The 23,399-nt window shown below is 56.0% G+C and carries 23 protein-coding genes; 19 read left to right on the plus strand and 4 right to left on the minus strand.

Translation table 11 applies throughout. The features are described from left to right. Position 1 precedes the first annotated feature (1 nt). The 4 genes from B4113_RS00370 to thiE all read left to right on the plus strand — a co-directional run bounded on the left by B4113_RS00370 (position 2) and on the right by thiE (position 3,517). On the plus strand, positions 2-1,030 hold the full coding sequence (locus tag B4113_RS00370; protein ID WP_033017726.1) for a glycosyltransferase family 2 protein: 1,029 nt from the start codon (positions 2-4) through the stop codon (positions 1,028-1,030). 181 nt (positions 1,031-1,211) lie between these two features. Continuing rightward, positions 1,212-2,021 carry a hydroxyethylthiazole kinase gene (gene thiM, locus B4113_RS00375; protein ID WP_033017728.1) on the plus strand — a complete coding sequence of 270 codons (810 nt, stop codon included), beginning with the start codon at positions 1,212-1,214 and terminating at the stop codon, positions 2,019-2,021. Positions 2,022-2,042: 21 nt separating this feature from the next. Next, positions 2,043-2,846 (plus strand): bifunctional hydroxymethylpyrimidine kinase/phosphomethylpyrimidine kinase, encoded by an 804-nt coding sequence (gene thiD, locus B4113_RS00380; RefSeq protein ID WP_033017729.1) that lies wholly within the window; start codon positions 2,043-2,045, stop codon positions 2,844-2,846. A 5-nt stretch (positions 2,847-2,851) separates the two neighbouring features. Continuing rightward, positions 2,852-3,517 (plus strand): thiamine phosphate synthase, encoded by a 666-nt coding sequence (gene thiE / locus B4113_RS00385; RefSeq protein ID WP_033017730.1) that lies wholly within the window; start codon positions 2,852-2,854, stop codon positions 3,515-3,517. A 210-nt stretch (positions 3,518-3,727) separates the two neighbouring features. Here the strand turns inward: thiE and B4113_RS00390 are convergent, their stop codons facing one another. Next, on the minus strand, positions 3,728-4,723 hold the full coding sequence (locus tag B4113_RS00390; RefSeq protein WP_033017732.1) for an acyltransferase family protein: 996 nt from the start codon (positions 4,721-4,723) through the stop codon (positions 3,728-3,730). A 69-nt stretch (positions 4,724-4,792) separates the two neighbouring features. On the opposite strand from B4113_RS00390, the gene B4113_RS19790 reads away from it, so the two are divergent. The 3 genes from B4113_RS19790 to B4113_RS00400 all read left to right on the plus strand — a co-directional run bounded on the left by B4113_RS19790 (position 4,793) and on the right by B4113_RS00400 (position 5,914). Beyond that, positions 4,793-4,942, plus strand: a complete 150-nt coding sequence (locus B4113_RS19790) for a hypothetical protein (RefSeq protein WP_156102726.1) — start codon at positions 4,793-4,795, stop codon at positions 4,940-4,942. Positions 4,943-4,980: 38 nt separating this feature from the next. Further along, positions 4,981-5,151 carry a twin-arginine translocase TatA/TatE family subunit gene (locus B4113_RS00395; protein ID WP_033017733.1) on the plus strand — a complete coding sequence of 57 codons (171 nt, stop codon included), beginning with the start codon at positions 4,981-4,983 and terminating at the stop codon, positions 5,149-5,151. Between the two features lie 184 nt (positions 5,152-5,335). Continuing rightward, complete coding sequence (locus B4113_RS00400; RefSeq protein WP_369802205.1) at positions 5,336-5,914, plus strand: YitT family protein; 579 nt, start codon at positions 5,336-5,338, stop codon at positions 5,912-5,914. Between the two features lie 192 nt (positions 5,915-6,106). Here B4113_RS00400 and B4113_RS00405 read toward each other — a convergent pair whose 3' ends face one another. Together B4113_RS00405 and B4113_RS00410 are read right to left on the minus strand one after the other, a co-directional pair. Next, positions 6,107-7,480 (minus strand): S8 family peptidase, encoded by a 1,374-nt coding sequence (locus B4113_RS00405; RefSeq protein ID WP_033017749.1) that lies wholly within the window; start codon positions 7,478-7,480, stop codon positions 6,107-6,109. 206 nt (positions 7,481-7,686) lie between these two features. Continuing rightward, complete coding sequence (locus B4113_RS00410; RefSeq protein ID WP_051985032.1) at positions 7,687-8,835, minus strand: histidine kinase N-terminal domain-containing protein; 1,149 nt, start codon at positions 8,833-8,835, stop codon at positions 7,687-7,689. A gap of 363 nt (positions 8,836-9,198) precedes the next feature. On the opposite strand from B4113_RS00410, the gene cysK reads away from it, so the two are divergent. From cysK to B4113_RS00425, 3 genes are all read left to right on the plus strand, one after another. Beyond that, positions 9,199-10,122: a cysteine synthase A gene (cysK, locus tag B4113_RS00415; protein WP_033017751.1), complete on the plus strand. Its 924-nt coding sequence runs from the start codon at positions 9,199-9,201 to the stop codon at positions 10,120-10,122. A 245-nt stretch (positions 10,123-10,367) separates the two neighbouring features. Beyond that, positions 10,368-11,492, plus strand: a complete 1,125-nt coding sequence (locus B4113_RS00420; protein ID WP_051985030.1) for an AbrB family transcriptional regulator — start codon at positions 10,368-10,370, stop codon at positions 11,490-11,492. 48 nt (positions 11,493-11,540) lie between these two features. After that, complete coding sequence (locus tag B4113_RS00425; RefSeq protein WP_031409863.1) at positions 11,541-12,179, plus strand: Bax inhibitor-1/YccA family protein; 639 nt, start codon at positions 11,541-11,543, stop codon at positions 12,177-12,179. Positions 12,180-12,234: 55 nt separating this feature from the next. Here B4113_RS00425 and B4113_RS00430 read toward each other — a convergent pair whose 3' ends face one another. Continuing rightward, positions 12,235-12,429: a hypothetical protein gene (locus tag B4113_RS00430; protein ID WP_033843985.1), complete on the minus strand. Its 195-nt coding sequence runs from the start codon at positions 12,427-12,429 to the stop codon at positions 12,235-12,237. Positions 12,430-12,445: 16 nt separating this feature from the next. Here B4113_RS00430 and B4113_RS18335 point away from each other — a divergent pair, with 16 nt between their 5' ends. The 9 genes from B4113_RS18335 to B4113_RS00470 all read left to right on the plus strand — a co-directional run bounded on the left by B4113_RS18335 (position 12,446) and on the right by B4113_RS00470 (position 23,347). Then, entirely contained in the window at positions 12,446-12,619 is a 174-nt protein-coding gene (locus tag B4113_RS18335) for a hypothetical protein (RefSeq protein ID WP_197055025.1), read from the plus strand. 66 nt (positions 12,620-12,685) lie between these two features. Then, positions 12,686-13,480, plus strand: coding sequence for a hydroxypyruvate isomerase family protein (locus B4113_RS00435; protein WP_033843984.1), 795 nt, complete (start codon positions 12,686-12,688; stop codon positions 13,478-13,480). Then, positions 13,477-14,373, plus strand: a complete 897-nt coding sequence (locus B4113_RS00440; protein ID WP_033843983.1) for an NAD(P)-dependent oxidoreductase — start codon at positions 13,477-13,479, stop codon at positions 14,371-14,373. Before B4113_RS00435 ends, B4113_RS00440 begins: the two co-directional genes overlap by 4 nt. A gap of 249 nt (positions 14,374-14,622) precedes the next feature. Beyond that, positions 14,623-15,945: an FAD-binding oxidoreductase gene (locus tag B4113_RS00445; RefSeq protein WP_033843982.1), complete on the plus strand. Its 1,323-nt coding sequence runs from the start codon at positions 14,623-14,625 to the stop codon at positions 15,943-15,945. After that, positions 15,945-17,306 (plus strand): (Fe-S)-binding protein, encoded by a 1,362-nt coding sequence (locus B4113_RS00450; protein WP_153017103.1) that lies wholly within the window; start codon positions 15,945-15,947, stop codon positions 17,304-17,306. Before B4113_RS00445 ends, B4113_RS00450 begins: the two co-directional genes overlap by 1 nt. Next, positions 17,303-18,751, plus strand: a complete 1,449-nt coding sequence (locus B4113_RS00455) for an FAD-binding oxidoreductase (RefSeq protein WP_061912057.1) — start codon at positions 17,303-17,305, stop codon at positions 18,749-18,751. The genes B4113_RS00450 and B4113_RS00455 overlap by 4 nt, the downstream gene beginning before the upstream one ends. A gap of 107 nt (positions 18,752-18,858) precedes the next feature. After that, positions 18,859-21,042, plus strand: a complete 2,184-nt coding sequence (locus tag B4113_RS00460; RefSeq protein ID WP_061912058.1) for a malate synthase G — start codon at positions 18,859-18,861, stop codon at positions 21,040-21,042. A 172-nt stretch (positions 21,043-21,214) separates the two neighbouring features. Further along, a complete protein-coding gene (locus tag B4113_RS00465; RefSeq protein WP_033017744.1) occupies positions 21,215-22,432 on the plus strand; it encodes an NADP-dependent malic enzyme in 1,218 nt (405 codons plus the stop codon). Positions 22,433-22,549: 117 nt separating this feature from the next. After that, a complete protein-coding gene (locus tag B4113_RS00470) occupies positions 22,550-23,347 on the plus strand; it encodes an IclR family transcriptional regulator (RefSeq protein WP_061912059.1) in 798 nt (265 codons plus the stop codon). The last annotated feature ends 52 nt before the right edge of the window (positions 23,348-23,399 follow it).

The raw sequence follows: 23,399 nt of genomic DNA on the forward strand, positions 1-23,399 counted from the left end.
CATGTCTGACCCGATCTTGGCTATTGTCGTGCCGTGCTACAATGAGGAGGAAGTGCTGCCGGAGACGATCGGCCGCTTGCGGGCGTTGCGCGAAGAGCTGATCGAAGAGCGGCTCATTTCGCCAAAAAGTGCGCTCCTGTTCGTCGATGACGGCAGCCGCGACAGCACGTGGAAGCTCATTTACAAGGCGAGCTTGCGCTATCCGGAAGTGAAGGGACTGAAACTAGCGCGCAACGCCGGTCACCAAAACGCGCTGTTGGCCGGACTGTTTGCGGCGAAAGCGCACGCCGATTGCCTCGTTTCGATCGACGCTGACTTGCAAGACGATGTGTCGGCCATTCGCGAGTTTGTACAAAAGTTTCGCGAAGGCTATGATATCGTTTACGGCGTACGTCGGCGCCGCGACACGGACACGGGGTTTAAACGCCATACCGCCCAAGGATTTTATCGGTTAATGAAGATGTTTGGCGTCGACCTCGTTTACAATCATGCCGACTACCGCCTCATGAGCCGCCGGGCGGTTGACGCGCTGGAACAGTTTGGGGAAGTGAACTTGTTTTTGCGCGGCATCGTCCCGCTTCTTGGCTTCCGGTCAACGGCCGTTTATTACGATCGGAAGGAGCGGCTGGCTGGGCAAACGAAATATCCATTGAAAAAGATGATTTCGTTTGCTCTTGATGGAGTGACCTCGTTTAGCGTCACCCCGATTCGCTTTATTTCGCTCATCGGGTTGTTCTCTTTTGTCATCAGCCTCGCCTTTGGAGCCTACTTCCTTTTTCTTAAATGGGCCGGGCATACGGCGACAGGGTGGACATCGCTCATTACCTCCATTTGGCTGTTAGGCGGCTTGCAGCTGATGGCGCTCGGGTTGATCGGTGAATATATTGGGAAAATGTATAAAGAAACAAAACGGCGGCCGCGCTATATCGTTGATCTCGATCTGTGGAACTGGCCGCTGCCGCAGCGGCTATCATCGGCGGCCGATGAGCTCGAAGCGTTGAAACCGGCGGGAGGGCCGTTGAAGAAGTAGTAAATCAGGCGGTGTTGACAGCCACCTTTTTTTCTTTTCTTGCAATTGAAAAAAAGAAAGAGTAGACTGATGGATGGGACGAATGGCTGGCTTCGTTAGCAGGAAGATTGTTGTGATGTTGGCGCTGCTAAGCCGGAGACAGCGGTAAAGAGGTCGAGTGAAAAGGGGGATGGATTCGGGAATGAGCCATCGGTATGAAGGGGCGGAGCTGCTCGAGCGCGTGCGAAAAGCGAATCCGCTCGTCCACAATATCACGAATGTCGTCGTGACGAACTTTACGGCGAACGGACTCTTAGCGCTCGGCGCTTCGCCGGTGATGGCGTATGCGAAAGAGGAAGTGGCCGAGATGGCGAAGCTCGCCGGGGCGCTCGTGTTGAATATCGGAACGTTGAACGCGGCCGAAGTCGAGGCGATGCTTATGGCTGGCCGGGCGGCCAACGAGGCTGGTGTGCCCGTCATTTTCGATCCGGTCGGTGTCGGAGCGACCGGCTACCGAACGGAGACGGCGCGCTGTATCGCCGAACAGATCAAACTCGCGGTTGTACGCGGCAATGCGGCGGAGATCGCCAATATGATCGGTGAACGATGGATGATTAAAGGGGTTGATGCCGGCCAAGGAAACGGAGATGTGGTTGCTTTGGCCAAACGGGCGGCCGTCGAGCTTGGCACCGTCGTGGCGATTACGGGAAAAGAAGATGTCGTCACCGATGGGCAAGCCGTCTATGTGGTCGGCAATGGGCACCCGCTGCTGACGAAAGTGACAGGCACCGGCTGTTTGGCGACGTCGGTCATCGGAGCGTTTGCGGCCGTTGAGCGCGATGCGGTCAAGGCGGCGGTGGCGGCGCTTACGTATTATGGCGTTGCGGCGGAACGGGCGGCTGCGGAGGCGGGAGAGCGCGGCCCGGGCAGCTTCCAAGCAGCGTTTTTGGATGCGCTCGCGCATACGACAGCCGATGATGTGAAGCGTACCGGCCGGGTCGAACAACGGTAAGGGAAAAGGAGAGGAAGAACGATGACCGTCTATAAAGCGTTGACGATTGCTGGGTCGGACAGCGGTGGTGGCGCCGGCATTCAGGCCGACTTGAAAACGTTCCAAGAGCTCGGTGTCTTCGGCATGTCGGCGATTACGGCGGTGACCGCGCAAAATACGCTCGGCGTTCAAGGAGTTTATCCGCTCTCGGCGGAAGCCGTTGCCGCCCAAATCGAATCGGTGGCGACGGATTTAGGGGCAGATGCGGTCAAAACGGGTATGCTCTTTAGCGCTGAGATCATCCGCACCGTTGCCGAACAAGTGAAAAAGCATCAATGGGAGCGGGTGGTCGTCGACCCGGTGATGATCGCCAAAGGCGGTGCGCCGCTGTTGCAGGAAGAGGCGGTGGCGGCGCTGAAAGAGGCGCTGTTGCCGTTGGCGCTTGTCATTACGCCGAACATTCCGGAAGCGGAAGCGCTAACGGGTGTTGCGATCCGGACGATGGATGACCGTCGCGAAGCCGCGCGCCTTCTCCACCGCATGGGCGCCCGCTATGTCGTCGTGAAAGGCGGCCATGACGATGAGGGCGAGGAGACGGTTGACCTTTTGTATAACGGCAGCGAATTTTCGTATTTTAAAAGTAAGCGGATTGATACGCGTCATACGCACGGAACCGGCTGCACGTTCGCCGCAGCGGTGGCGGCTGAGCTGGCAAAAGGAAGACACCCGGTCGATGCCGTCGGGACGGCGAAAGCGTTTGTGCAATCAGCGATCGCCCATCCGCTCGGCATCGGCCATGGACACGGGCCGACGAATCATTGGGCTTACCGGCAATACGGGGAGTGAGGTCGATGGCGCGCATCGCGAGGGAGGAGATGAAAAAGCGGCTGGCCGTTTACTTCATTATGGGAAGCCAAAACAGCGAGCGGCCGGCTGTCGACGTGTTGAAAGAAGCGCTTGACGGCGGCGTGACGCTGTTTCAATTTCGCGAAAAGGGAGCGGGAGCTTTACAGGGGGCAGAAAAGGAAGCGCTGGCTCGGCAGCTGCAGCGGCTTTGCCGCGCGCATGGCGTGCCGCTGATCGTCAACGATGATGTCGAGCTGGCCATCGCCATTGATGCCGACGGCGTTCATGTCGGCCAAGACGATGAAGACGCCCGGCGCGTGCGGGAGAAGATCGGCGACAAAATTCTTGGCGTTTCCGCTCATAATGTCGAGGAGGCGAGAGCGGCCATTGAGGCGGGCGCCGACTACATCGGCGTCGGTCCGATTTATCCGACCCGCTCGAAAGAAGATGCGAACGAGGCGCAAGGACCGGAGATTCTCCGATCCTTGCGCGAACAAGGAATCGCGATTCCGATTGTCGCCATCGGCGGCATCACGGTTGACAATGCGCAAGCGGTCATTGAAGCCGGAGCGGACGGTGTGTCCGTCATTAGCGCCATCGCTTCCGCTTCGGAGCCAAAAGCGGTGGCGGCCGCGCTGGCCGCGGCGGTGCAAGCCGCCCGCTCGCGCTAAACCGGCGGCGAGACTGTTACAAGCGAGGGCGAGCTGAAAAATCGTCCGCCTTCACGAGCGACTCGTTCGAAGGAGTCAGCACGTATAGATGGCATGGAAAAAAGAGCGTCTCGATCCGTTGGGGGCGCTTTCAGTTCCTCGACCAACATGTTCGCCAAGAAGGCATGGAAAAGGGTGTCCCGATCTGTTGCGGGACACCCTTTTTGCACGCTATGACGCGGTCTGCCGCCACTTCGGCAGCCGCCATTCCAACAGCGGCCGCACGAGCCGGATGACCGGCTGGCTGCCGAGGATGAGCATCACGGCGATCGACAAGCCGAGCAGTAGCGGATAGCCGTGCACATCCATAATAAAATCCGGGAACGGCGTTTCGTGCAAATATTTTAAAATAAACCCGTGCAAGATATAGATGTAAAACGTGCGCGCCCCGAGCACGGAAAAGGAGAAGCGCCGGCTCGGGATGAGCGCCAGAAAGCTGAACATCATTACCAAGCTGGCCGCATAAATGACGAGGCGGTTCATGATGCCCGTCGGTTCGGAAACGCCGAGCGTATCGTACGATTTCGAACCATACAGCCAATCTTGCGGGAGGTCCGGAAAGCCGAAGTGAATCAGAAGGAACATTCCGACCAGCACCGCAAGGGAGACGAGACGCACAGGAACAGCGAACAAGCGCTCGATCAACGACTTTTGCGTGAAAAACCCGAGCAGAAAGAACGGAAAAAACGTGAGCGTTCGCGACAAGCTTAACCATTTTTCCGCTTCCATCATGCCGCCGGCAAGCCCAAGCAAAAGCGCGGCTGGCAGCGCCGCCCATTTTGGCAGCCGTCCGAACCAGAGCAACAAAACGTTCCAACTGAACAGGCTAAGCAAAAACCATAAGCTCCAATGCGGAGTCAATACGTCGAGTTCGAGCGACGATTGATCGTACAGGAAGAAATAGTAGATAGAGTAAAGAAACTGGAACAACAAGTACGGAAACAGCAGCTTTTTCATGATTTTCGGCAAGTAGCCTTGCTCATAGAATCGCTTAGCAAAGTAGCCGGAAATGAAGATGAATGCCGGCATATGGAAGAAGAAGATCCACGTATACAAGCTGTGCACCCATAAGACGCCGTCAATGTACGGGCGCAGAAAGTGGCCAAACACGACGAGGAGCATTAACGCGCATTTGGCGTTGTCAAAATAGTAATCCCGCTCCTTCATAGTGTTTCTCCTCCTTTCTGTATTACACGAATTCGAATGATCCTCTTTTTTTTGAGGGGAGTCAACGACATGGCCACTGTCCATGACATGAGTTTGCCACAGAAAGGTGATGATTGGGTGAAAAACGGTCGGCATGAAACCGAGGGTATGACGCAGCTGTTACAAATCATTAACGCCAAAGGGAAAGACGATGACATGCCTGACCTTGGTATGCTATAATATCTTGAGAAACGATGTTGGACATTGGAGTGACCAATATGAGTATCGGCTTTGGAGAAATTGCGCTCATCGTCTTTTTCGCTTTGTTGATGTTTGGTCCGCAAAAGCTGCCGGAATTAGGTCGGGCAGCCGGGAAGACGTTGCGTGAATTTAAAAACGCAACCAAAGGCATCATCGATGACGACGAGGAGACAAAAGCGCAAAAATAAGAGGCTAGGCCTTGACGCCTAGCCTCTTATTTTTCGTTCGCAAGCCGCTAAACGATCCGCCGTTTCTTCGCGCCGGCGCAGCAAAAAAGAGACAAACGTGGCCGGCAAAAGCCATATACATACTACTGGGACACGTTGTTCGTTTTGGGCTGGCCGAATGGCCAATGGGGCGGAGGGATCGACCATGGTGATGCGAAAACTGGCGGCAATCGTTGGGGGAAGCGTGCTGCTCGGCATCGGGATCAACGTTTTTTTCGTTCCCCATCATTTGCTTGACGGGGGGATGATCGGCCTTGGGCTGATCGTCAAATACGTCTGGCACGTTCAAGCGGGCTTGACGATGATCGTCTTAAGCGTTCCTCTTTATTTGGCGGCTTGGTTTTATTACCGTCCGTTTTTTTACAACAGTTTGCACGGCCTTCTTTTCTCCTCGTGGATGATCGATGTATTGTCGGGGTTGCGCGGCATTGTGACCGTAGACCCGCTCTTAGCCGCAGTCATCGGCGGGACGTTCGTCGGTATGGGCATCGGTGTGATGCTGCGCGAAGAGACGAGCACGGGCGGCACCGACTTGCTTGCCCAGTTTATTTCCAGATTGACGAACTGGAATGTGGGAGTCATTATCTTTGTTATTGATGCTTGCATTATTTCGGTCGGAAGCTTGCTCATCGATGCTGTGCCATTTGTTCACTCGCTTGTCGTTGTCACCGTTGTCGGCATTGTCACGACGATATTGACACATCAAAAAACGATGGGGAGGTAACAACGCCCCATCGTTTTTTGCGCCATTCAATGGTTGGCCGCACAGCGCAGGATGGCGGTGCTTAGAAGGCTGGTGATTTAACGGAGCACGCTGCTTTTCAACCCCGTTTCTCAAATAGAAAAGCTCTGCCGCATCAGGATCGTCTTTCACACGCTCCCCCTTGCTCAAGACAAACACCCGTTTTCCAGCTTCTTAGGAAGCGGAGGCTTTTGCCAGCTGAAGCGCACGGTAAACGTTAATCAACCCATAACCATAATACGGGTCTTTTCCGCGGTCGCCTAAATCGACGGCGCTCTGAATGATCACGCGGCGCACCTCGTCGTTGGTGAGGCGCGGGTTGATAGAGCGGATCAAAGCGGCGAGCGCGGCGACGTGTGGCGCGGCCATCGACGTGCCGGAAAGGGCGGCGTACCGGTGTCCGGCAAACGTGCTGGCAATGTTCGTCCCGGGCGCGACGACATCGACATAATCGCCATAGTTGGAGTACAACGCGTACGAAAGATCCGGGTCTACCGCCCCGACGCTGATCACTTCCGGGTAAGCGGCCGGAAAGCTCGGCTGGGACGTGCTGTCATTGCCGGAAGCGGCCACAAGGACGACATCGTGTTGATCGGCGTAACGAATCGCTTCCTCCAGCACCGAAGAAGGTTGGTAATTGCCAAGGCTCAAATTAATGACTTTGGCGCCGTGATCGACCGCCCAACGGATTCCTTTCGCCACGTCAATGCTTGTTCCATAGCCATCGGCGTTCAATGCCTTAACGGGCAGAATCGGGTTCAGCCAAGTCATGCCAGCAATCCCCTCGCCGTTGTTTGGCTGTGAGGCGATGATGCCAGCAACATGGGTGCCATGACCGTTTTCGTCTGCCGGCAAACGATCGTTGGCCAACACGTTGTACCCGGGACCGAGGCGGCGGGCCAAATCGGGATGAGTCAAATCGACGCCGCTGTCAATCACGGCGACAGGTACGGTTCGTCTGCCGCGCGACAACGTCCAACCCGCTTCCGTAGCAATGGCGGGCAAATTCCATTGATAGCGGGCGTAAAACGAATCGTTTGGCCTTTCCACTGCTTCTCGAAGGTCATTTTGCATGTAAATGTAGTTCGGTTCGCAATAGTCGACCGCTGGAATCGTGCGGAAATAGCGGCGCATCTCTTCATATGTCCGCTCGCGCGAACGGAAGACAAACACGTGATCAAACTGTTGAACAAGCCGTCCGGCAACGGCGGCCTCGATTTGCGCAAGCTCGCGATCGGTCGGCATCGTCCGGAAACGGACGATGATGTCGTTTGCAAAATAGTGGCTTCGGTCGCCGCGGCGGTTGTGGCGGATTTCCCGAATGCGCGGGTGCCCGTTCAATCGCTGTTTCAGCTGTTCGCCTGCGCTGAGACTGTCCAAGGTGACGACGGTCGGGTGAGTGCGCCTGTCTTTGGTGTCAAACGGCTCAAGCCGCGGTGGGGCCGGGGCGTTCTGTTCGGTCGCCGGCCGGTGGAAACTAATGGCGGCGATGACGACCAAAGCTGCGGCTGCACTCAAGACTGCCTCTCTCTTCCATCGGCGATGCATGGTGTTCACCTCCTCGTTTGTTTCCATCTTGAGCGCCAGCGAGTAAAATCGGTACGTCAAGCCGAGCCATGTCCGTTCAGACTGAACGGTATCAGGATGATGGCGGATCAGCTCAGCCAGCTCGGCGAATGAATGGGTTTCCTGACCAACCCATTCGCGAACGGCGCCTGCTGCCTGTTCCAACCAGCGCTTCCATTGCGATTTCATCAGCATCCCCTTTTTTCATCCATCATGCCCAATCGGAAGGGGGATGATGCAGGAAGACGAATCGAAAACGTTGTCCTATTGGCGTTGGAAAAGCAGCAAATATCCCCGCCATGGTCCGCGATGATGTTTTTGCAAATGTAAAGGCCGATGCCCGTTCCTAATTTTTTGGTCGTAAAAAACGGCTCAAAAATAGTCTCGACGATATCGGCGGGGATGGCCGGGCCGTTGTTGGCGATGTCAATGATGATATCCGCATCTTGACGGCGGGCGACAATTTCGATACGGCGCGGTTTTTCCTTTTCTTTTACCGCTTCGATCGAATTGAGCAAAATGTTGACTACGACTTGGCGAATCTGATCTTTATAGGCGAAAATATGTATCGATTCATCGATCGCCAACGAAATGTTTACATCGCAGTCGACGATCGTCGCGTATAAAAAGTCGATGATTTCCTCTAACAGTCGGCGCAGTGAAAACGTTTCCTTTTCACTTTCGACAATTTCTTTGCGTGAGGCATGCAGAAACTGTGAAATGCGAAATTTCAGCTGCTGCAATTCATGGTCGATAATGTCTAAGTAGGGAAGATCGGGATGTTCAAACTTTAGCAGCTGAATGAACCCGATAACAGCGGTCAATGGGTTGCGAAATTCATGGACAAAGCTCGATGACATTTGCCCGAGCAAGGTCAGTCGGTCTTGATGCGACCGGGCAATGAGCATGTTTTTTTCGCGCAGCTCCTTCTCTTTTAGTTCGCTGTATTTCGTGACGGCATGAAACAAAAATTGGTCAAACAGTTCGTTTAAATGGCCGATGAGCGGTGCGAGCGCGCTGATGGATAGCGGCGCGGTCAACGCATGATGGATGACGAGCCGCCGACCTAGATTGACATTGTAGACGAGCGCGCCGATGCCGGCGTTCATTTCTGCCCGTTCCTTGGCGATTTTGTTGGCTAGGCACTCCACTGCCTCGCTGGACGGCGAACGGAGCAGCGCCTCTTTGACAAGTTCAAATACGGCTAGTCCGTTTTGCTCGGCAAGATCGATATATTTATCATCTTTGGCAATTTTCATCTGTTGCCGCCATTCGACCAGAAAGCAGGGCAACTGGGCTTCCAAATGGGTGACGAGCTGCTGTGCGATCGTTGCCAAAAAGGCCACCTCACTTTCGATCACGTGCTGTTACTTTCATTATAAGAGGGAACATCGGCCGAGAACAGGGGGAAAATCGTCTGTGCGCTGCGCACGGCACTTTGGCGACAAAGCAGGGGGAAGGTGGTGATATAAGGAAGCAGGCCGCTTACCAACCTCGTTTCTCAAATCGAAAAACCCTGTCGCATCAGAATGGCCTTTCACACCTTCCCCCATCGTTTAAAAGAAACATCCGTTTTTCACGAGCCATAGGGGAATGTCTATGTCCGCTGCCATGAAACAGCGCCGATGGTTTGAATAAACAAGGACGCATCATGTATAATGAAACAGTCAGAAATCTCTTTCAAAAGGTTGGGGAATGCTGTGAAACTGTATGAGTCCATTTTGGATTTGATCGGCGGCACGCCGATGGTCAGGCTGCGCCGCCTTCCGGACCCGAACGGGGCGGATGTATACATAAAGCTTGAATCGTTTAACCCAGGTGGCAGTGTCAAAGATCGGCCGGCTTGGGAAATGATCCGCCGCGCCGAGGCGGAAGGGAAAATTGCGCCGGGAAAAAGCACGATCATTGAACCGACATCTGGCAACACCGGCATCGGCTTGGCGATGGTGTGCGCCGCCCGCGGGTATCGCTGCATCATCACGATGCCGGAGAACGCGACGGTCGAGCGGGTGAAAATTTTAAAGGCGTACGGGGCCGAAGTCTATTTGACGCCGGCGGAGAAACGGATGCAAGGAGCGATCGATGAGGCGAACCGGCTCGCCCGCGAAATTCCGGACAGCTTCATCCCGATGCAGTTTGAAAATCCGGCCAATCCGGACGCGCATCGGCATACGACGGCGGTGGAAATTTACGAAGCGTTCGCTGGGCGGCTCGATGCGTTCGTGCTCACCGCCGGCACCGGGGGAACGGTGACGGGAACAGGAGAAGAATTGAAAAAGCGGATCCCGAATTTGCGCATTTATGTCGTTGAACCGTACGGCTCGCCCGTCTTGTCGGGCGGCAAGCCGGGGCCGCACAAAATTCCCGGCACGGGTCCGGGGTTTATCCCGAAAATTTTAAACCGCTCGATTTATGATGACATTTTTTTGATCAAAGATGAGGATGCCCAGCAGATGGCGCGCAAACTGGCGGCGAAGGAAGGCGTGTTGGTCGGCGCTTCGGCCGCGGCGAGCGCCTATTACGCCATCAAAGTGGCCGAGCAGCTCCCGAAAGGCGCCCGCGTCCTTTGCATGGCGCCGGACTCCGGCGAGCGGTATTTGTCATCTGATTTATTTGCCGATTAAGCGAAGGGCGCAAAAGATGACGGCACGTTTCCTTGCCGTTCGTGGGCAAGCGAAGAATTCCTCTCCGCCAAACAGGAGAGGAATGTTTTTGTTTGCCGTTTCTTCGTTTATCAATCGTAAAGCGGCTGTTGCTGTCCCTTTTTGCCCAAGCGCCGCCCTCAAATCGTTCGGTAACGGTCGCTCACTAAAGGCGGAGGGAAGTGTTCCATTTGGCTTCGGGAGGACAACAAGGGAAGAACAACCTGATGCGCATCGCCTTGACGTTTGTGATCGCAGCGTCAGGCGGCATCGGATTTGCACTTTTGCGCGTCCCGCTTCACTGGGTGCTTGGTCCGGCGGCGGTGTTGCTGATAGCGGAGCATTTTTTGAAAGGCAAGCTGTATTGGCCGATGGCGATTCGCAACGCCGGGCTCATCCCGATCGGCTATACGCTCGGCACATCGATGACGGCGGCGACGCTCGCTGAGATGGGCCGACAGCTGCCGTCAATGTTGTTGGCGACAGTGTTGATTTTATTGTTTAGCTTTCTGCTCTCTTGTGCGGCGGCGCGCATAACCGGCATTCCGCTCCGCTCGATCGTCACCGGCAGCATCCCTGGCGGGTTGTCGCAAATGCTCGTTCTCGGCGAAGAGCTAAAAGGAGTCGACATAACGGTCGTGACGCTCTTTCAAGTGACGCGCCTTATGGGCGTTGTCTTTCTTGTTCCGCTTATCGCTTTAGGCCCGATGTTTTCCGGCAGCTCCGGAGCGGCTGCGGATGCTGGAACCGAGCAAGGGCCGGATTGGACGGTGGGCCTTGCTTTATTGTATTTCATCGTTACCGTTGCCGGCGCACTCGTTGGCAAGCGCCTAAAACTGCCGACCGCGTATTTGCTTGGCCCGATCATCGGGACGGCGGCGCTGGTGATCGCTGGGGTGCCGGCGCCGGACTTGCCGGCGCCGATATTGGACATCGCGCAAATGACGATGGGGGCGTATCTCGGTTTCACGCTTAAGCCGGCTGGTATGAAGGAGAAACGGAACATGATGCTTGCGGCGGCTTCCACCGGTTTTTTCCTTATTTTGTTTTCTATGGCTTCCGCGTTTGTGCTGACAAGCTGGCACGGTGTCCCTTATTTGACCGCCTTCATCGCTTTGGCGCCAGGCGGCATGGATCAGATGGGGATTTTGGCGCAGGAAGCGCGCGCGAGCCTTGCGATCGTGACGAGCTACCAAATGTTCCGCATTTTCTTCATCCTGTTCGTCGTCCCGCCAGTGCTGAAAAAACTGTTCGCGACCCGCTGGTTTCAACGGATCGAACGTTGGCCAATGCGGGGCGGCGGAGAAGGATGGCGCGATGGCTATGGCGGCGGAAAAAAGAGGGGACTGTGACAAGAAACAAACATATGTTAAACTAGAAAGAAAAAGGAGGGGGTTGCCATGAATCATTCGACCGTTTATCGTCCGCACAGCCCGGTGGCGAAGTTGGCGGTTTCATTTCTCGCGGCGTTGGCCGTCGCGACCGCAGGGCTGTACGCCGGGCAATGGGTGCCGGCCGGCCTTTATTTGCCGCTTTATGCGCTTGAACTCATTTTGCTTTTGGTGATGATCTTCGCCCGCAGCAAAAAAGCGGTCGGCTATCCGCTCATGTTTGCCTTTATGTTTGTCTCGGGGGCGACGCTTTATCCGCTCATCGGCTATTACATTTCCATCATCGGCGCGGCGGCGGTGTTCAAAGCGTTTGCCCTAGCGGTGGTCTCGTTTACGGGCGTTGCCATTTACGCGGCGCGAACGAAAGAAGATTTTTCGTTCCTCGGCGGATTTTTGATGCTTGGCGCGTTTGCGCTCCTTGGCTTGTTGATCATTCAATGGTTCATCCCGTTCTCGAGCGTCGGGCAAATGGGAGTGGCGGCGCTAGGGATTTTGATTTTCCTTGGCTTTACGATTTACGACATCAACCGTTTGGCTCGCTACGGTTTTACGGAAGCGGACATTCCGATGATTGTCGTCAATATTTACCTTGATTTCATCAACTTGTTTGTCTATATTTTGCGTTTTTTCGCCAGCGATGACGATTGAGCATCCAAAAGGGCTGCCAAAAGGAGCAGCCCTTTTTCTATGACGAGGGCACGGATCAAAGCGGCAAGTCGCGCTTGGCAAACAGGCCAATTCCTGCCGTGTAGCCGAGGGCGCCGAGCGCGAATAACAACAGGGAGACAGGGAGCCATTCGGCTTGGCCTTGGGCGATGTTTCCAGGCTCGAAAGCGGCAAAGATCGACCCATATCGGAGCCATTCGGCTTTTTCAGTCAGCTTGCCGATGAGATCCAAGCTGTAAAACAGAACGGTGGCTCCGCCGGATAACGACAGCGCCCGTTTTTCGTCATTCGAGGCGCTGTTGCTTTACTTGAACGGATGGCGGGAGCTGTCGGAAAAAATTCCCCCTTCCTTGTATAACGAGCGATTGGTCGAAGACATGGTGCGGCTCTTTTTTTACGGTGTGAAAGGGGGGACGGGGTGAAGCAGGAATCGGCGGGGGGTGAGGAGAATAACAAAAAAGTACAAAAGGGGGGGAAGGAGTCACAGGATGAAGTTTGCCGTCAATGTATCGACCGTGTTTACGGAGACGCCGTTTCTCGCCCGGTTTGCCAAGGCAAGGCAGCACGGGTTTTCATTGGTAGAGTGCCAGTTTCCGTATGCGGCGGCGCCGGAGGCGATTGCTTGTGAGTTGGAAGCACACGAACTGTCGCTTCTTTTGATCAATTTGCCAGCGGGCGATTGGGAAAAGGGGGAGCGTGGACTCGCGATTTTTCCCGATCGTCATGAAGCGTTTCAGCGGGCGCTGGAAGAGGGGCTGCGCTATGCGGTTGAGCTTGGTGTGCCGCATCTTCATTGCATGGCTGGAGTCGTGCCGAAGGAGATGGCGCGCGAGCAGGCGAAGGAAACGTATATGCGCCGCATCGACGAAGCGGCGGCAGCGCTTGCGGTTCATGGGTTGACGCTGATGATTGAACCGATCAATCCGTTCGATATGCCCGGCTACTTTTTAACGGACATTGCCGAAGCAGCGGCGATCATCCGCGATCTCGGCCGGCCGAACATCAAGCTGCAGTATGACATCTATCATATGGCGCGGCTTGGCTTCGATGTGGCGGCTATGTTTGCTGCTTACGAGCCGCTCATTGCCCATGTCCAATTCGCCGATGCCCCCGGGCGGCATGAGCCGGGGACGGGGGCGCTGCCGTATCGCGAGATGTTCGCCTTTTTGCAAAAGCGCGGCTACAATGGAGCGATTGGCCTTGAGTACATTCCATCGCGGGAAAGCAGCGAAAGTTTGGGCTGGTATGAGGAATATCGTCGGCAGGAAGGAGGAGGACGATGACACGAGTCGGCTTTATCGGCTTGGGCGTGATGGGCTCGCGCATGGCCAGACGCCTGCTGGAAGCGGGATTCAATGTCACGGTGTATAACCGTACGCCAGAAAAAGCGGTTCCGCTTGTCAACCTTGGCGCCCAACAGGCGGCGACAGTGGCAGAACTGGCCGGCGGGGCGGATGTCATTTGCACATGCTTATCGATGCCGGATGATGTCATCAATATGTACACAGGGGAAGGCGGCATTCTCGAGGCGGCCCGTCCGGGAACGGTTTGCCTCGATTTTACAACCGTCGGCCCAAAGACGAGCCGGCTTGTGGCCGAACGGGCCCGTCAGCGCGGCGTCGCCTATTTGGATGCGCCGGTCAGCGGCGGGCCGGAAGGGGCGGAACAAGGAACGCTCACGATGATGGTCGGCGGCGATCAAGCGGCGTGGGAGCAGGCGCGCCCGCTGCTTGGTGCGTTGGGAAAAACGGTCGAATATTTAGGAGAAAGCGGCGCCGGCAGCGCAGCCAAAGCGATCAACCAGTACTTGGTCGCCGTCCATTCGGTCGCCGCGGCGGAAGCGATGGTCGCCGGCGTCGCTTACGGGCTCGACGCCGGGAAGCTGTATCGGCTGCTAAAAGAAAGCTACGGAGACAGCCGGATGCTGCGCCGCCATATGGAGCAGTTCGTGCTGCCGCGTCGATTCACTCCCGGTGGGGCGATGAAATACGTACATAAAGACGTGCGCTTGGCGAACGAGTTGATGGATGAAATCGGCCTCGGCCGCCGGCTCGGCATTCCAGCAGAAAAAGCGTTTGCCGAAGCCATCGCCGCCGGACTGGCCGATTTGGATATGTCAGCCGTCATCCAGCTGCTCGAGCAGCGGGTTGGCGTGATGGTGAAAGAGACAGAATGAACAAAATGATATCTAAATTCAAAAAATTCATTGAAAAAATGGAGGCGCGATGATTTAATAGAAGTAGAGGGGGCCGGCCCCAAAAGGTTGTTTGGGGCGAAACCGCCTGTCGATATGACGGGGGATCAGAAAAGGTGTCCAATCCTCTCGGAACGCTCTTCCTGATGAAGACAACGGTTCAAGCGGCTTGCTTTTTTTTACAGATAAAAAGAAACAGTGTTTCCTATTACGAAACAAAGGAGGGCGCTCATGCTTTCATTGGCATGGCTTGAGGAGCTGCAGGCGTTTTTGCATTCGGAACAAATCAAACGGAATGAAACGTTCCATCCCCTTGGCAATGATGGGGCGGTGACGGTCTATCCGCAAACAGAGGAAGAAATCGCTGCGGTGCTCCGCTATGCCGACCGCCATGGCAAAAAAGTCGCCATCGCCGGACGCGGCACAAAACGGGGGTTTGGTGGGCAGCGGGCGCAGGTGGACATCTTGCTGTCGTTGGAACGCTATGCCGGCATTGTCGAACACGCGGCCGCCGATATGACGGTCACGGTCAAAGCGGGAACGGTGTTTGGCGAGTTGCAGCGCGCGCTCGCTCCGTATCGGCAAAAAGTCGCCTTGGACCCGTTTTGGCCGGAGGAAGCGACGATCGGCGGGGTCATTGCCGCGAACGACAGCGGGCCGAAGCGGCTCAGCTATGGGGCAGCGCGCGATTCGGTCATCGGGCTGCGCGTCGTCTATCCGGACGGCACGGTCATCCGTTCTGGCGGCAAAGTGGTGAAAAACGTCGCCGGTTATGACATGAACAAACTGTTTATCGGGGCGATGGGGACGCTCGGCGTGCTGAGCGAGATTACGTTCAAGCTCCGGCCGCTGGCGAAATATGAAAGCATTGTGCTGTTGTCGTTCCCAAGCGGCGATCTTCATGACGTTCGCTCGTTCGCCGTTTCGTTCCTTGATACGATGATGGAGCCGATTTGTTTTGAACTGCTCAACCCGGCGCTGGCCGAGCGGCTGACAGGACGACCGGTTTATACGCTTGTGATCGGGTTTGAGGATGTGGAAAGCGCCGTTCATTATCAAGAGCAGTCGGTCGAACGCCTGCGGCCGCAAACAGCGGAAATGGCCGTTTTCGCCGGCGCGGAGGCTTCCGCCTTTTGGCGGACATTTTATACCGTGGCGCCAAACGGGCGTCTGGCGCCGGCAGAAAACGGTGTGGAAGCGGCAGTGAAAATCGGGGTTGTCAACTTGGATGTGCTCTCTGTCTTGCGAGAAAGCGCTTTAATTGCGGACCGCTGCCATGTCCGCCTCGAAGCGCACGGCGGTTTGGGCCATGGGCTTTGTCAGGCGTACGTGCGCGGCGGCGAAAAGGACGTGTTGACGGCGATCGAGGAGCTGCGTCAAACGGCAGTTCGCCTCGGCGGCTACGCGGTGGTGAAACATTTGCCGTTTTCGCTGCGCCAGCGCATCGATGTCTGGGGCGGAAAGCCATCGTACGTTTTCTTGCTTGAGGGCATCAAACGGAAAGTCGATCCAAACAAAACGGTCAACGATCAGCGCTTTATTGGGGGGATTTAATGATGAACGCCATGACAAGTGAGCGGACGGGCAGTCCGGCGTGTGCGACCGCGAGCCTTGGCAACTACCGGTTCGCCGATTTGCCCGACCCAAGCAAGTGGGCCGATTGCGTCCATTGCGGCATGTGTTTAGAGTCGTGCCCGACGTACGAACAAACCGGCCAAGAGCAGCACTCCCCGCGCGGCCGCGTTCATTTGATGAAGTCAGTCGGGGAAGGGAAGCTTGATTTAACGCTGGATTTGCTTGACCCGATTTTTACGTGCTTGGATTGCCGCGCCTGTACGACGGCTTGCCCGGCCGATGTCGACGTCGGCGGTCTGATTGAACAAGTGCGCGGCCAGCTTCGCCAGGCGGTGCCGCTTACAGGCTGGAAGGCGTTTGTCAGCGACTTTTTCCTAAAAGGGGTGTTCCCGCACCCGTCGCGCCTTGATTGGCTGGGCCGCTTGTTGAAGCTGTACCAAAAAAGCGGGCTGCAGACGGTGGCGCGCAAAACCGGATTGCTGCGGGTGATGCCGGACCATTTGGCGGAGATGGAGGCCGTTTTGCCCGAGGTCGGCACGCCGGTGCGGAAAAAGTATAAGCGCGCGCCGCTCATCAAGGCGAAGGGGGAAACAAAGCGGACGGTCGCGATCTTGACCGGTTGCGTGATGGACGTGATGTTTAGCGACATTAACGAGGCGACGATCCGCGTATTGGCGCGAAACGGCAATGACGTCGTCATCGTGCCGAACCAGACGTGCTGCGGGGCGCTTCATGTGCATGCCGGCGACCGCGAAACGGGCCGGAAGCTCGCTAGGCAAAACATCGAGGCGTTTCAGCATGTCGACCATGTCATTGTCAACGCCGCCGGCTGCGGCTGCATGTTGAAAGAATATCCGGAACTGTTCCGCGATGATCCGAAATGGCATGAAAAAGCAGAGCAATTTGCCGCCAAAGTCGAGGATGTGTCAAAGTTTCTGCATGATACCGGTTTTGAGCGGCCGCGAGCCGAACTGAACGTGCGCCTCACGTACCATGATGCGTGCCACCTTGCCCACGGCCAAGGCATCCGCCAAGAGCCGCGCGCCTTGCTCGAAAGCATTCCGGGTGTGGAAATGGTCGCCATGCCGAACGCCGACCGCTGCTGCGGCAGTGCGGGCATTTACAACATCACCCATCCGGAGATGGCGCAAGCGGTGCTGGAGAGCAAAATGCAACACGTGCCGCAAGAGGTGGAACTCATCTCGATGGGCAACCCGGGCTGCATGCTGCAAATGGCGCTTGGCGTCATGAAACATGGCCGAAACCAAAAAATCGTCCATACGGTGCAGCTGCTCGATTGGGCGTATCAAAAAGAAGAAGGGAAGGACGTGCGCATATGAGAAAGCGGCCGATTGCAACGAACGACCCGCACATTCAGGCGCTCGCCGGCATCGTCGGCGAAACGGCGATTTTGTACCGCAAGGAAGACTTGATCGCCTATGACTGCGACGGGTTCACCGTCCACCGCCATTTGCCAAGGGCCGTTGTCTTTCCAAACAGCACTGAGGAAGTGGCGGCAATCGTCAACTATTGTCATAAGCATGACCTTCCGTTTCTCGCCCGCGGCGCCGGCACGGGGCTAAGCGGCGGAGCGATTCCGTTAAACGGCGAAGTCGTCATCAGCTTAACGCGGATGAAGCGGCTGTTGCATGTGGACTTGGAAAATCGCCGCGCCGTTGTTGAACCGGGGTTTGTCAATTTGAAGCTGACGAACTCAGTCGCCCACCGCGGCTATTACTACGCGCCCGACCCGTCAAGCCAATATTGCTGCACGATCGGCGGCAACGTCGCGGAAAACGCAGGCGGCGCCCATTGCTTGAAATATGGGGTGACGACGAGCCATATTTTAGGGCTTGAAGTCGTCTTGCCAACCGGCGAAGTGATTGAAATCGGCGGAAACGGCGTCCCCGATCCGCCCGGCTACGATTTGCTCGGGCTGCTGACCGGGTCGGAAGGGACGCTTGGCATCGTGACGAAAATTACCGTCCGCCTGCTGAAAAATCCCGAGGCGAAACAGACGGTGCTCGCTTATTTTGATGAAGTCGAAGACGCGAGCCAAACCGTTTCCGACATCATCTCCGCCGGGATCGTGCCGGCAGCGCTCGAGATGATGGATCAAACCGCCATCGAGGCGGTCGAAGCGGCCGCGTTTCCGGTCGGGCATCCGAAAGACATCGCCGCGCTGTTGCTCATTGAAGTGGATGGCATTTCCGCTGGAATCGACGAACAAATCAACGATATTTTAACGATTTGCCGCCGCCATCGTGTGCGCGAAGTGAAAGTCGCTCAGTCAGAGGAAGAACGAGCCCGCTGGTGGGCGAACCGGAAAACCGGCTTTGGCGCCATGGGGGCGATTTCGCCTGACTATTTAGTGCAGGATGGCGTCATTCCGCGCAGCCGGCTGCCGGAAGTGCTGCGGGAAATCGCCGCGATCAGCCGCAGGTATGGGTTGAGAATCGCTAACATTTTCCACGCCGGCGACGGCAATTTGCACCCGCTTGTGCTGTTTGACGCGAGCAAGCCTGGGGAGACGGAGCGGGCGCTTGCCGCCGGAAGCGAATGCCTCAAGGCGTGCGCGGCGGTCGGCGGATCGATTACCGGGGAACATGGCGTTGGCATTGAGAAAAAAGAAGAGATGCGCTTCATTTTCACGGACGAGGAAATTTTGGCGCAAACGGCGATCCGCGATGTGTTCAATCCGAAAAACTTGCTCAATGCCGGCAAGCTGTTTCCGACCCCGGGGCGGTGCGTCGAGACGAAACAAGCGCCATTGCCAGTCAAATGAAAATGTTGCAAAAATGATTGCCCGTTGTTTGCTTTCATGGTATCATTTTTTTAGGTTAATTAAGAAACAATGTTTCGTAATAAGAAACAAGAAAGGGGACTGGAACGATGGCCGAGTACGTACAAACAGGGACGATCCAAGTGGCCAAAGTGCTGTACGACTTCGTCAACGAGGAGCTTCTGCCGAACAGCGGGGTGAATCAAGACAAGTTTTGGCGCGATTTCGGCGCGCTCATTGCCGATCTGACGCCGCGCAACAAAGCATTGCTCGCCCGCCGCGACGAAATTCAAACCCAATTGAATGAGTGGCATAAAGCGCATCGCGGCCGCTTTGATTTCAATGAATACAAATCGTTTTTGACAGACATCGGCTATTTGGAGCCGGAAGTGGAAGATTTCGAGATTACAACGGACAACGTGGACGACGAAATCGCCGTGCAAGCCGGGCCGCAGCTCGTCGTGCCGCTGACGAACGCCCGCTATGCGTTAAACGCCGCCAACGCCCGCTGGGGCAGCTTGTATGATGCGCTTTACGGGACGGATGCCATCAGTGAAGAAGACGGCGCTGAACGCGGTTCGTCGTACAACCCGGTGCGCGGGGCGAAAGTGATCGCCTACGGGCGGCAGTTTTTAGATGAAGCGGTGCCGCTGGCGCAATATTCCCATAAAGACGCTGTCCAGTACGCCATTGTGGATGGGCAGCTCGTCGTGACCATCGAAGGAGGGGCAACGACAGGGCTCAAAGAGCCGGAAAAATTCGTCGGTTTCCAAGGTGAGCCGCAACGCCCGACGGCGGTATTGCTCAAAAACAACGGCCTTCATATTGAAATTCAAATCGACCGCGAACATCCGGTCGGCAAAACGGATCAAGCCGGCGTGAAAGACATCGTCTTAGAAGCAGCGGTGACGACGATCATGGACGGCGAAGATTCGGTCGCAGCTGTCGATGCCGACGATAAAGTGGTCGTGTATCGCAACTTGTTTGGTTTGATAAAAGGTGATTTGACCGCGACGTTTGAGAAAAACGGAAAACTGTTGACGCGCACCTTGAATCCGGACCGCGTCTACAAAACGCCGGATGGCGGGGAGCTTGTGCTGCCGGGCCGCTCGCTCATGTTCGTGCGCAACGTCGGGCACTTAATGACAAACAACGCCATTTTGGATGCCAACGGTGAAGAAGTGCACGAAGGGATTATCGACGCGGTGATTACCAGCTTGATCATGAAACATTCGCTGATCGGCAACACCCGCTACTTGAACTCGCGCAAAAGCTCGATTTACATCGTCAAGCCGAAAATGCACGGGTCGGCGGAAGTGGCGTTTGCCAACGAGCTGTTTGACCGCGTCGAAGATTTGCTCGGCCTTGAGCGGAATACGATCAAAATCGGCGTGATGGATGAAGAGCGCCGCACGTCGCTCAACTTGAAAAACTGCATCTACCAAGTGCGCGACCGCATCGTGTTCATCAACACGGGCTTCCTTGACCGGACAGGCGATGAAATTCACACGTCGATGGAAGCGGGGCCGATGCGCAGGAAAAACGAGATGAAATCATCGACTTGGCTGCAGGCGTACGAAAAATCGAACGTCGCCGTTGGGCTTGCCGCCGGCTTCCGCGGCCGGGCGCAAATCGGCAAAGGAATGTGGGCGATGCCGGATTTGATGGCGGAAATGCTGAAGCAAAAAGGAGCGCAATTAAAAGCCGGCGCCAATACAGCATGGGTGCCGTCGCCGACAGCGGCCACGCTTCATGCGCTTCATTACCATCAAGTGAACGTCGCCGCTGTGCAAAGCGAGCTGGCAAACGAACGGCGCGATTACCGCGACGACATTTTGCAAATTCCGGTCGTCGACAACCCGCAATGGACGGCGGAAGACATTCAAGAGGAGCTTGACAACAACTGCCAAAGCATTTTAGGCTATGTCGTCCGTTGGATCGACCAAGGGATCGGCTGCTCGAAAGTGCCGGATATCCACAACATCGGGCTGATGGAAGACCGGGCGACGCTTCGCATCTCGAGCCAAATTCTCGCCAACTGGCTCCATCACGGCATTTGCACGAAAGAGCAAGTGCTCAAGACGCTGAAGCGCATGGCGAAAGTCGTCGACGAACAAAACGCCGGCGATCCGAACTACCGTCCGATGGCGCCGAACTACGACGATTCGGTGGCGTTCCAAGCGGCATGCGATCTCATTTTCCTCGGCTACGAACAGCCAAACGGCTATACGGAACCGATTTTGCACCGCCGCCGTCAAGAAGCGAAAGCGAAATTTGCGGCAGTGGAACAATAAACAACCACTTGAACAAGGGCTGCGCGCCCTTGTTCCTTCCTTATCGAATTTGTTCTGAAAATTTTGTAAATAGAAAGGGGGCAGTTCCTCGTTGCTACTGGCCGGTTTCAGAACGAAACGGACAACAAAACGGCGCAAACGATGTAGCGAGGTTGGTAGCCGGGAATGAGCGATGGAGAATTTGCGGGAACGTGCGTTGCTTGTCCATCGGCAGGCGAAAGGGAAATTAACCGTGGAATTGAAAGTGCCGGTCACGGATGCGAACGATTTAAGCGTCATTTATTCGCCGGGAGTGGCCGAGCCGTGCAAACAAATTCGTGCCGATGGAGAGGAAATTTACAACTATACCGTGAAAGGCAATTTCGTTGCGGTAGTTTCCAACGGCACAGCGGTGCTTGGGCTTGGCAACATTGGCGCGCGGGCGGCGCTTCCGGTCATGGAAGGGAAAGCCGCTTTGTTTAAAGCGTTTGCCGGCATCGATGCCGTGCCGCTTTGTTTGGACACGGAAGACCCGGAGCAGATCATCCAAACGGTCAAACTGCTTGAGCCGACGTTTGGCGGCATCAACTTGGAGGACATTGCCGCTCCGGCCTGCTTTGTCATTGAAGAGCGGCTCCGCCAGGAAATGGGGATTCCGGTGTTTCATGACGATCAGCATGGCACGGCGATTGTCGTCGCCGCTGGGCTAGCGAACGCCTTAAAAGTGGTCGGCAAATCGCTCGCCGATTGCCGGGTGGTCATCAACGGCGCCGGCGCCGCCGGGGTGGCGATCGCCAAATTGCTGCTGTCGATGGGGGTCGGTGACCTGATCGTTTGCGACACAAAAGGAGCGATTTATGCAGGGCGCCCGCATGGGATGAACGTCATTAAGGAAGAGATTGCCCGGCACACGAACCACCGCCGTATCTCCGGGACACTGGCGGACGTCATTCAAGGCGCGGATGTGTTTATCGGCGTTTCCGTTGCCGGCGCGTTGACGCCAAGGATGGTGCAGACGATGAACCGCAACGCCATTGTCTTCGCTTTGGCCAATCCGGTGCCGGAGATCATGCCGGATGAGGCGAAAGCCGCTGGAGCTGCTGTTGTCGCGACCGGCCGCTCCGATTTGCCGAATCAAGTGAACAACGTGTTAGCGTTTCCGGGGGTATTCCGCGGCGCGCTTGACGTGCGGGCGACAGAGATTAATGAGGCGATGAAAATCGCTGCGGCCGAAGCCATCGCTGGGCTGATCCAGCCAAAAGAGCTGGCGGAAGACTATGTCATCCCGAACCCGTTTGACCGGCGCGTTGTCGAAGCGGTCGCTTCCGCCGTCGCCCGCGTCGCCGTGGAGACCGGGGTGGCGCGAGTCACGGAAAAAACTGCGGAACGAATTCGTGTCAGAGAGGGGTAGGATTTGTCCGTTTTCTCGCTGACGGCGCCATGCGCGCCGGTGGCCCTCTTTTTGCCTGCAAACGCCCGGCTGTTCGTGTATAATGACGAGCAGAGAGAACAAATCGAGGTGAATGAAATGGAAAAAGAACATACGGTCAAGTCCGTGCGCCGGGCGCTGCAAATTATCGAGATTGTCAGCGCGAAAAAGGATGGGCTGGGTGTGACGGAAATCGCCAAGCAAATGGACATCAACAAAAGTTCGGTCTATCGTATTTTAACGACGCTCGCCCAATACGGCTATATCGAACAGCATCCGGAAACGGAGCGGTATAAGCTCGGTTACAAATTTTTGGAACTCAGCTCGAAGCTGCTTGATTCGATCGATTTGCGCCAAGAGGCAAAGCCGTATTTGCGCCAGCTCGAAAAGGAAACGAATGAGGTGATCCACCTCGTCGTCTATGACCAAGGGGAAGTCATTTATATTGAAAAATTGGAAGGAACAGAGACGCTGCGCATGCATTCGAAAGTCGGCAAGCGCGCGCCGATGCACTGCACGGCGGTCGGAAAGGCAATTTTGGCGCATTTGCCGCCGGCGGTGGCCGCCGAGATCATTGAGCGAAAAGGGCTGCCGAAGCATACCGATCGAACGATCACCAACCGCGAGGCATTTTTCCGTGAGCTTGAGACCGTTCGGCAAAACGGATATGCGCTCGATTTGGAAGAAAACGAGTATGGCATCCGCTGTGTGGCGGTGCCCATTTTTGACTATACCGGCAGTGTCGTAGCGGCGATCAGCGTCTCCGGCCCAACGATTCGCATGACCGACGACCGGATCAGCGATTTGGCCGTGCGCATGCGCCAGCTCGGCAGCGAGCTGTCAGCTCGGCTTGGGTGCCGGCAGCCTCACTCCGAGGCTGTCCCAAAAGGTCGGTAAAACGACCTTTTGAGGACAGCCTCCTGCTTTTGTTTTTACATTATTTGTCTAT

The organism is Geobacillus sp. B4113_201601 (assembly GCF_001587475.1).
Classification (GTDB): domain Bacteria; phylum Bacillota; class Bacilli; order Bacillales; family Anoxybacillaceae; genus Geobacillus; species Geobacillus icigianus.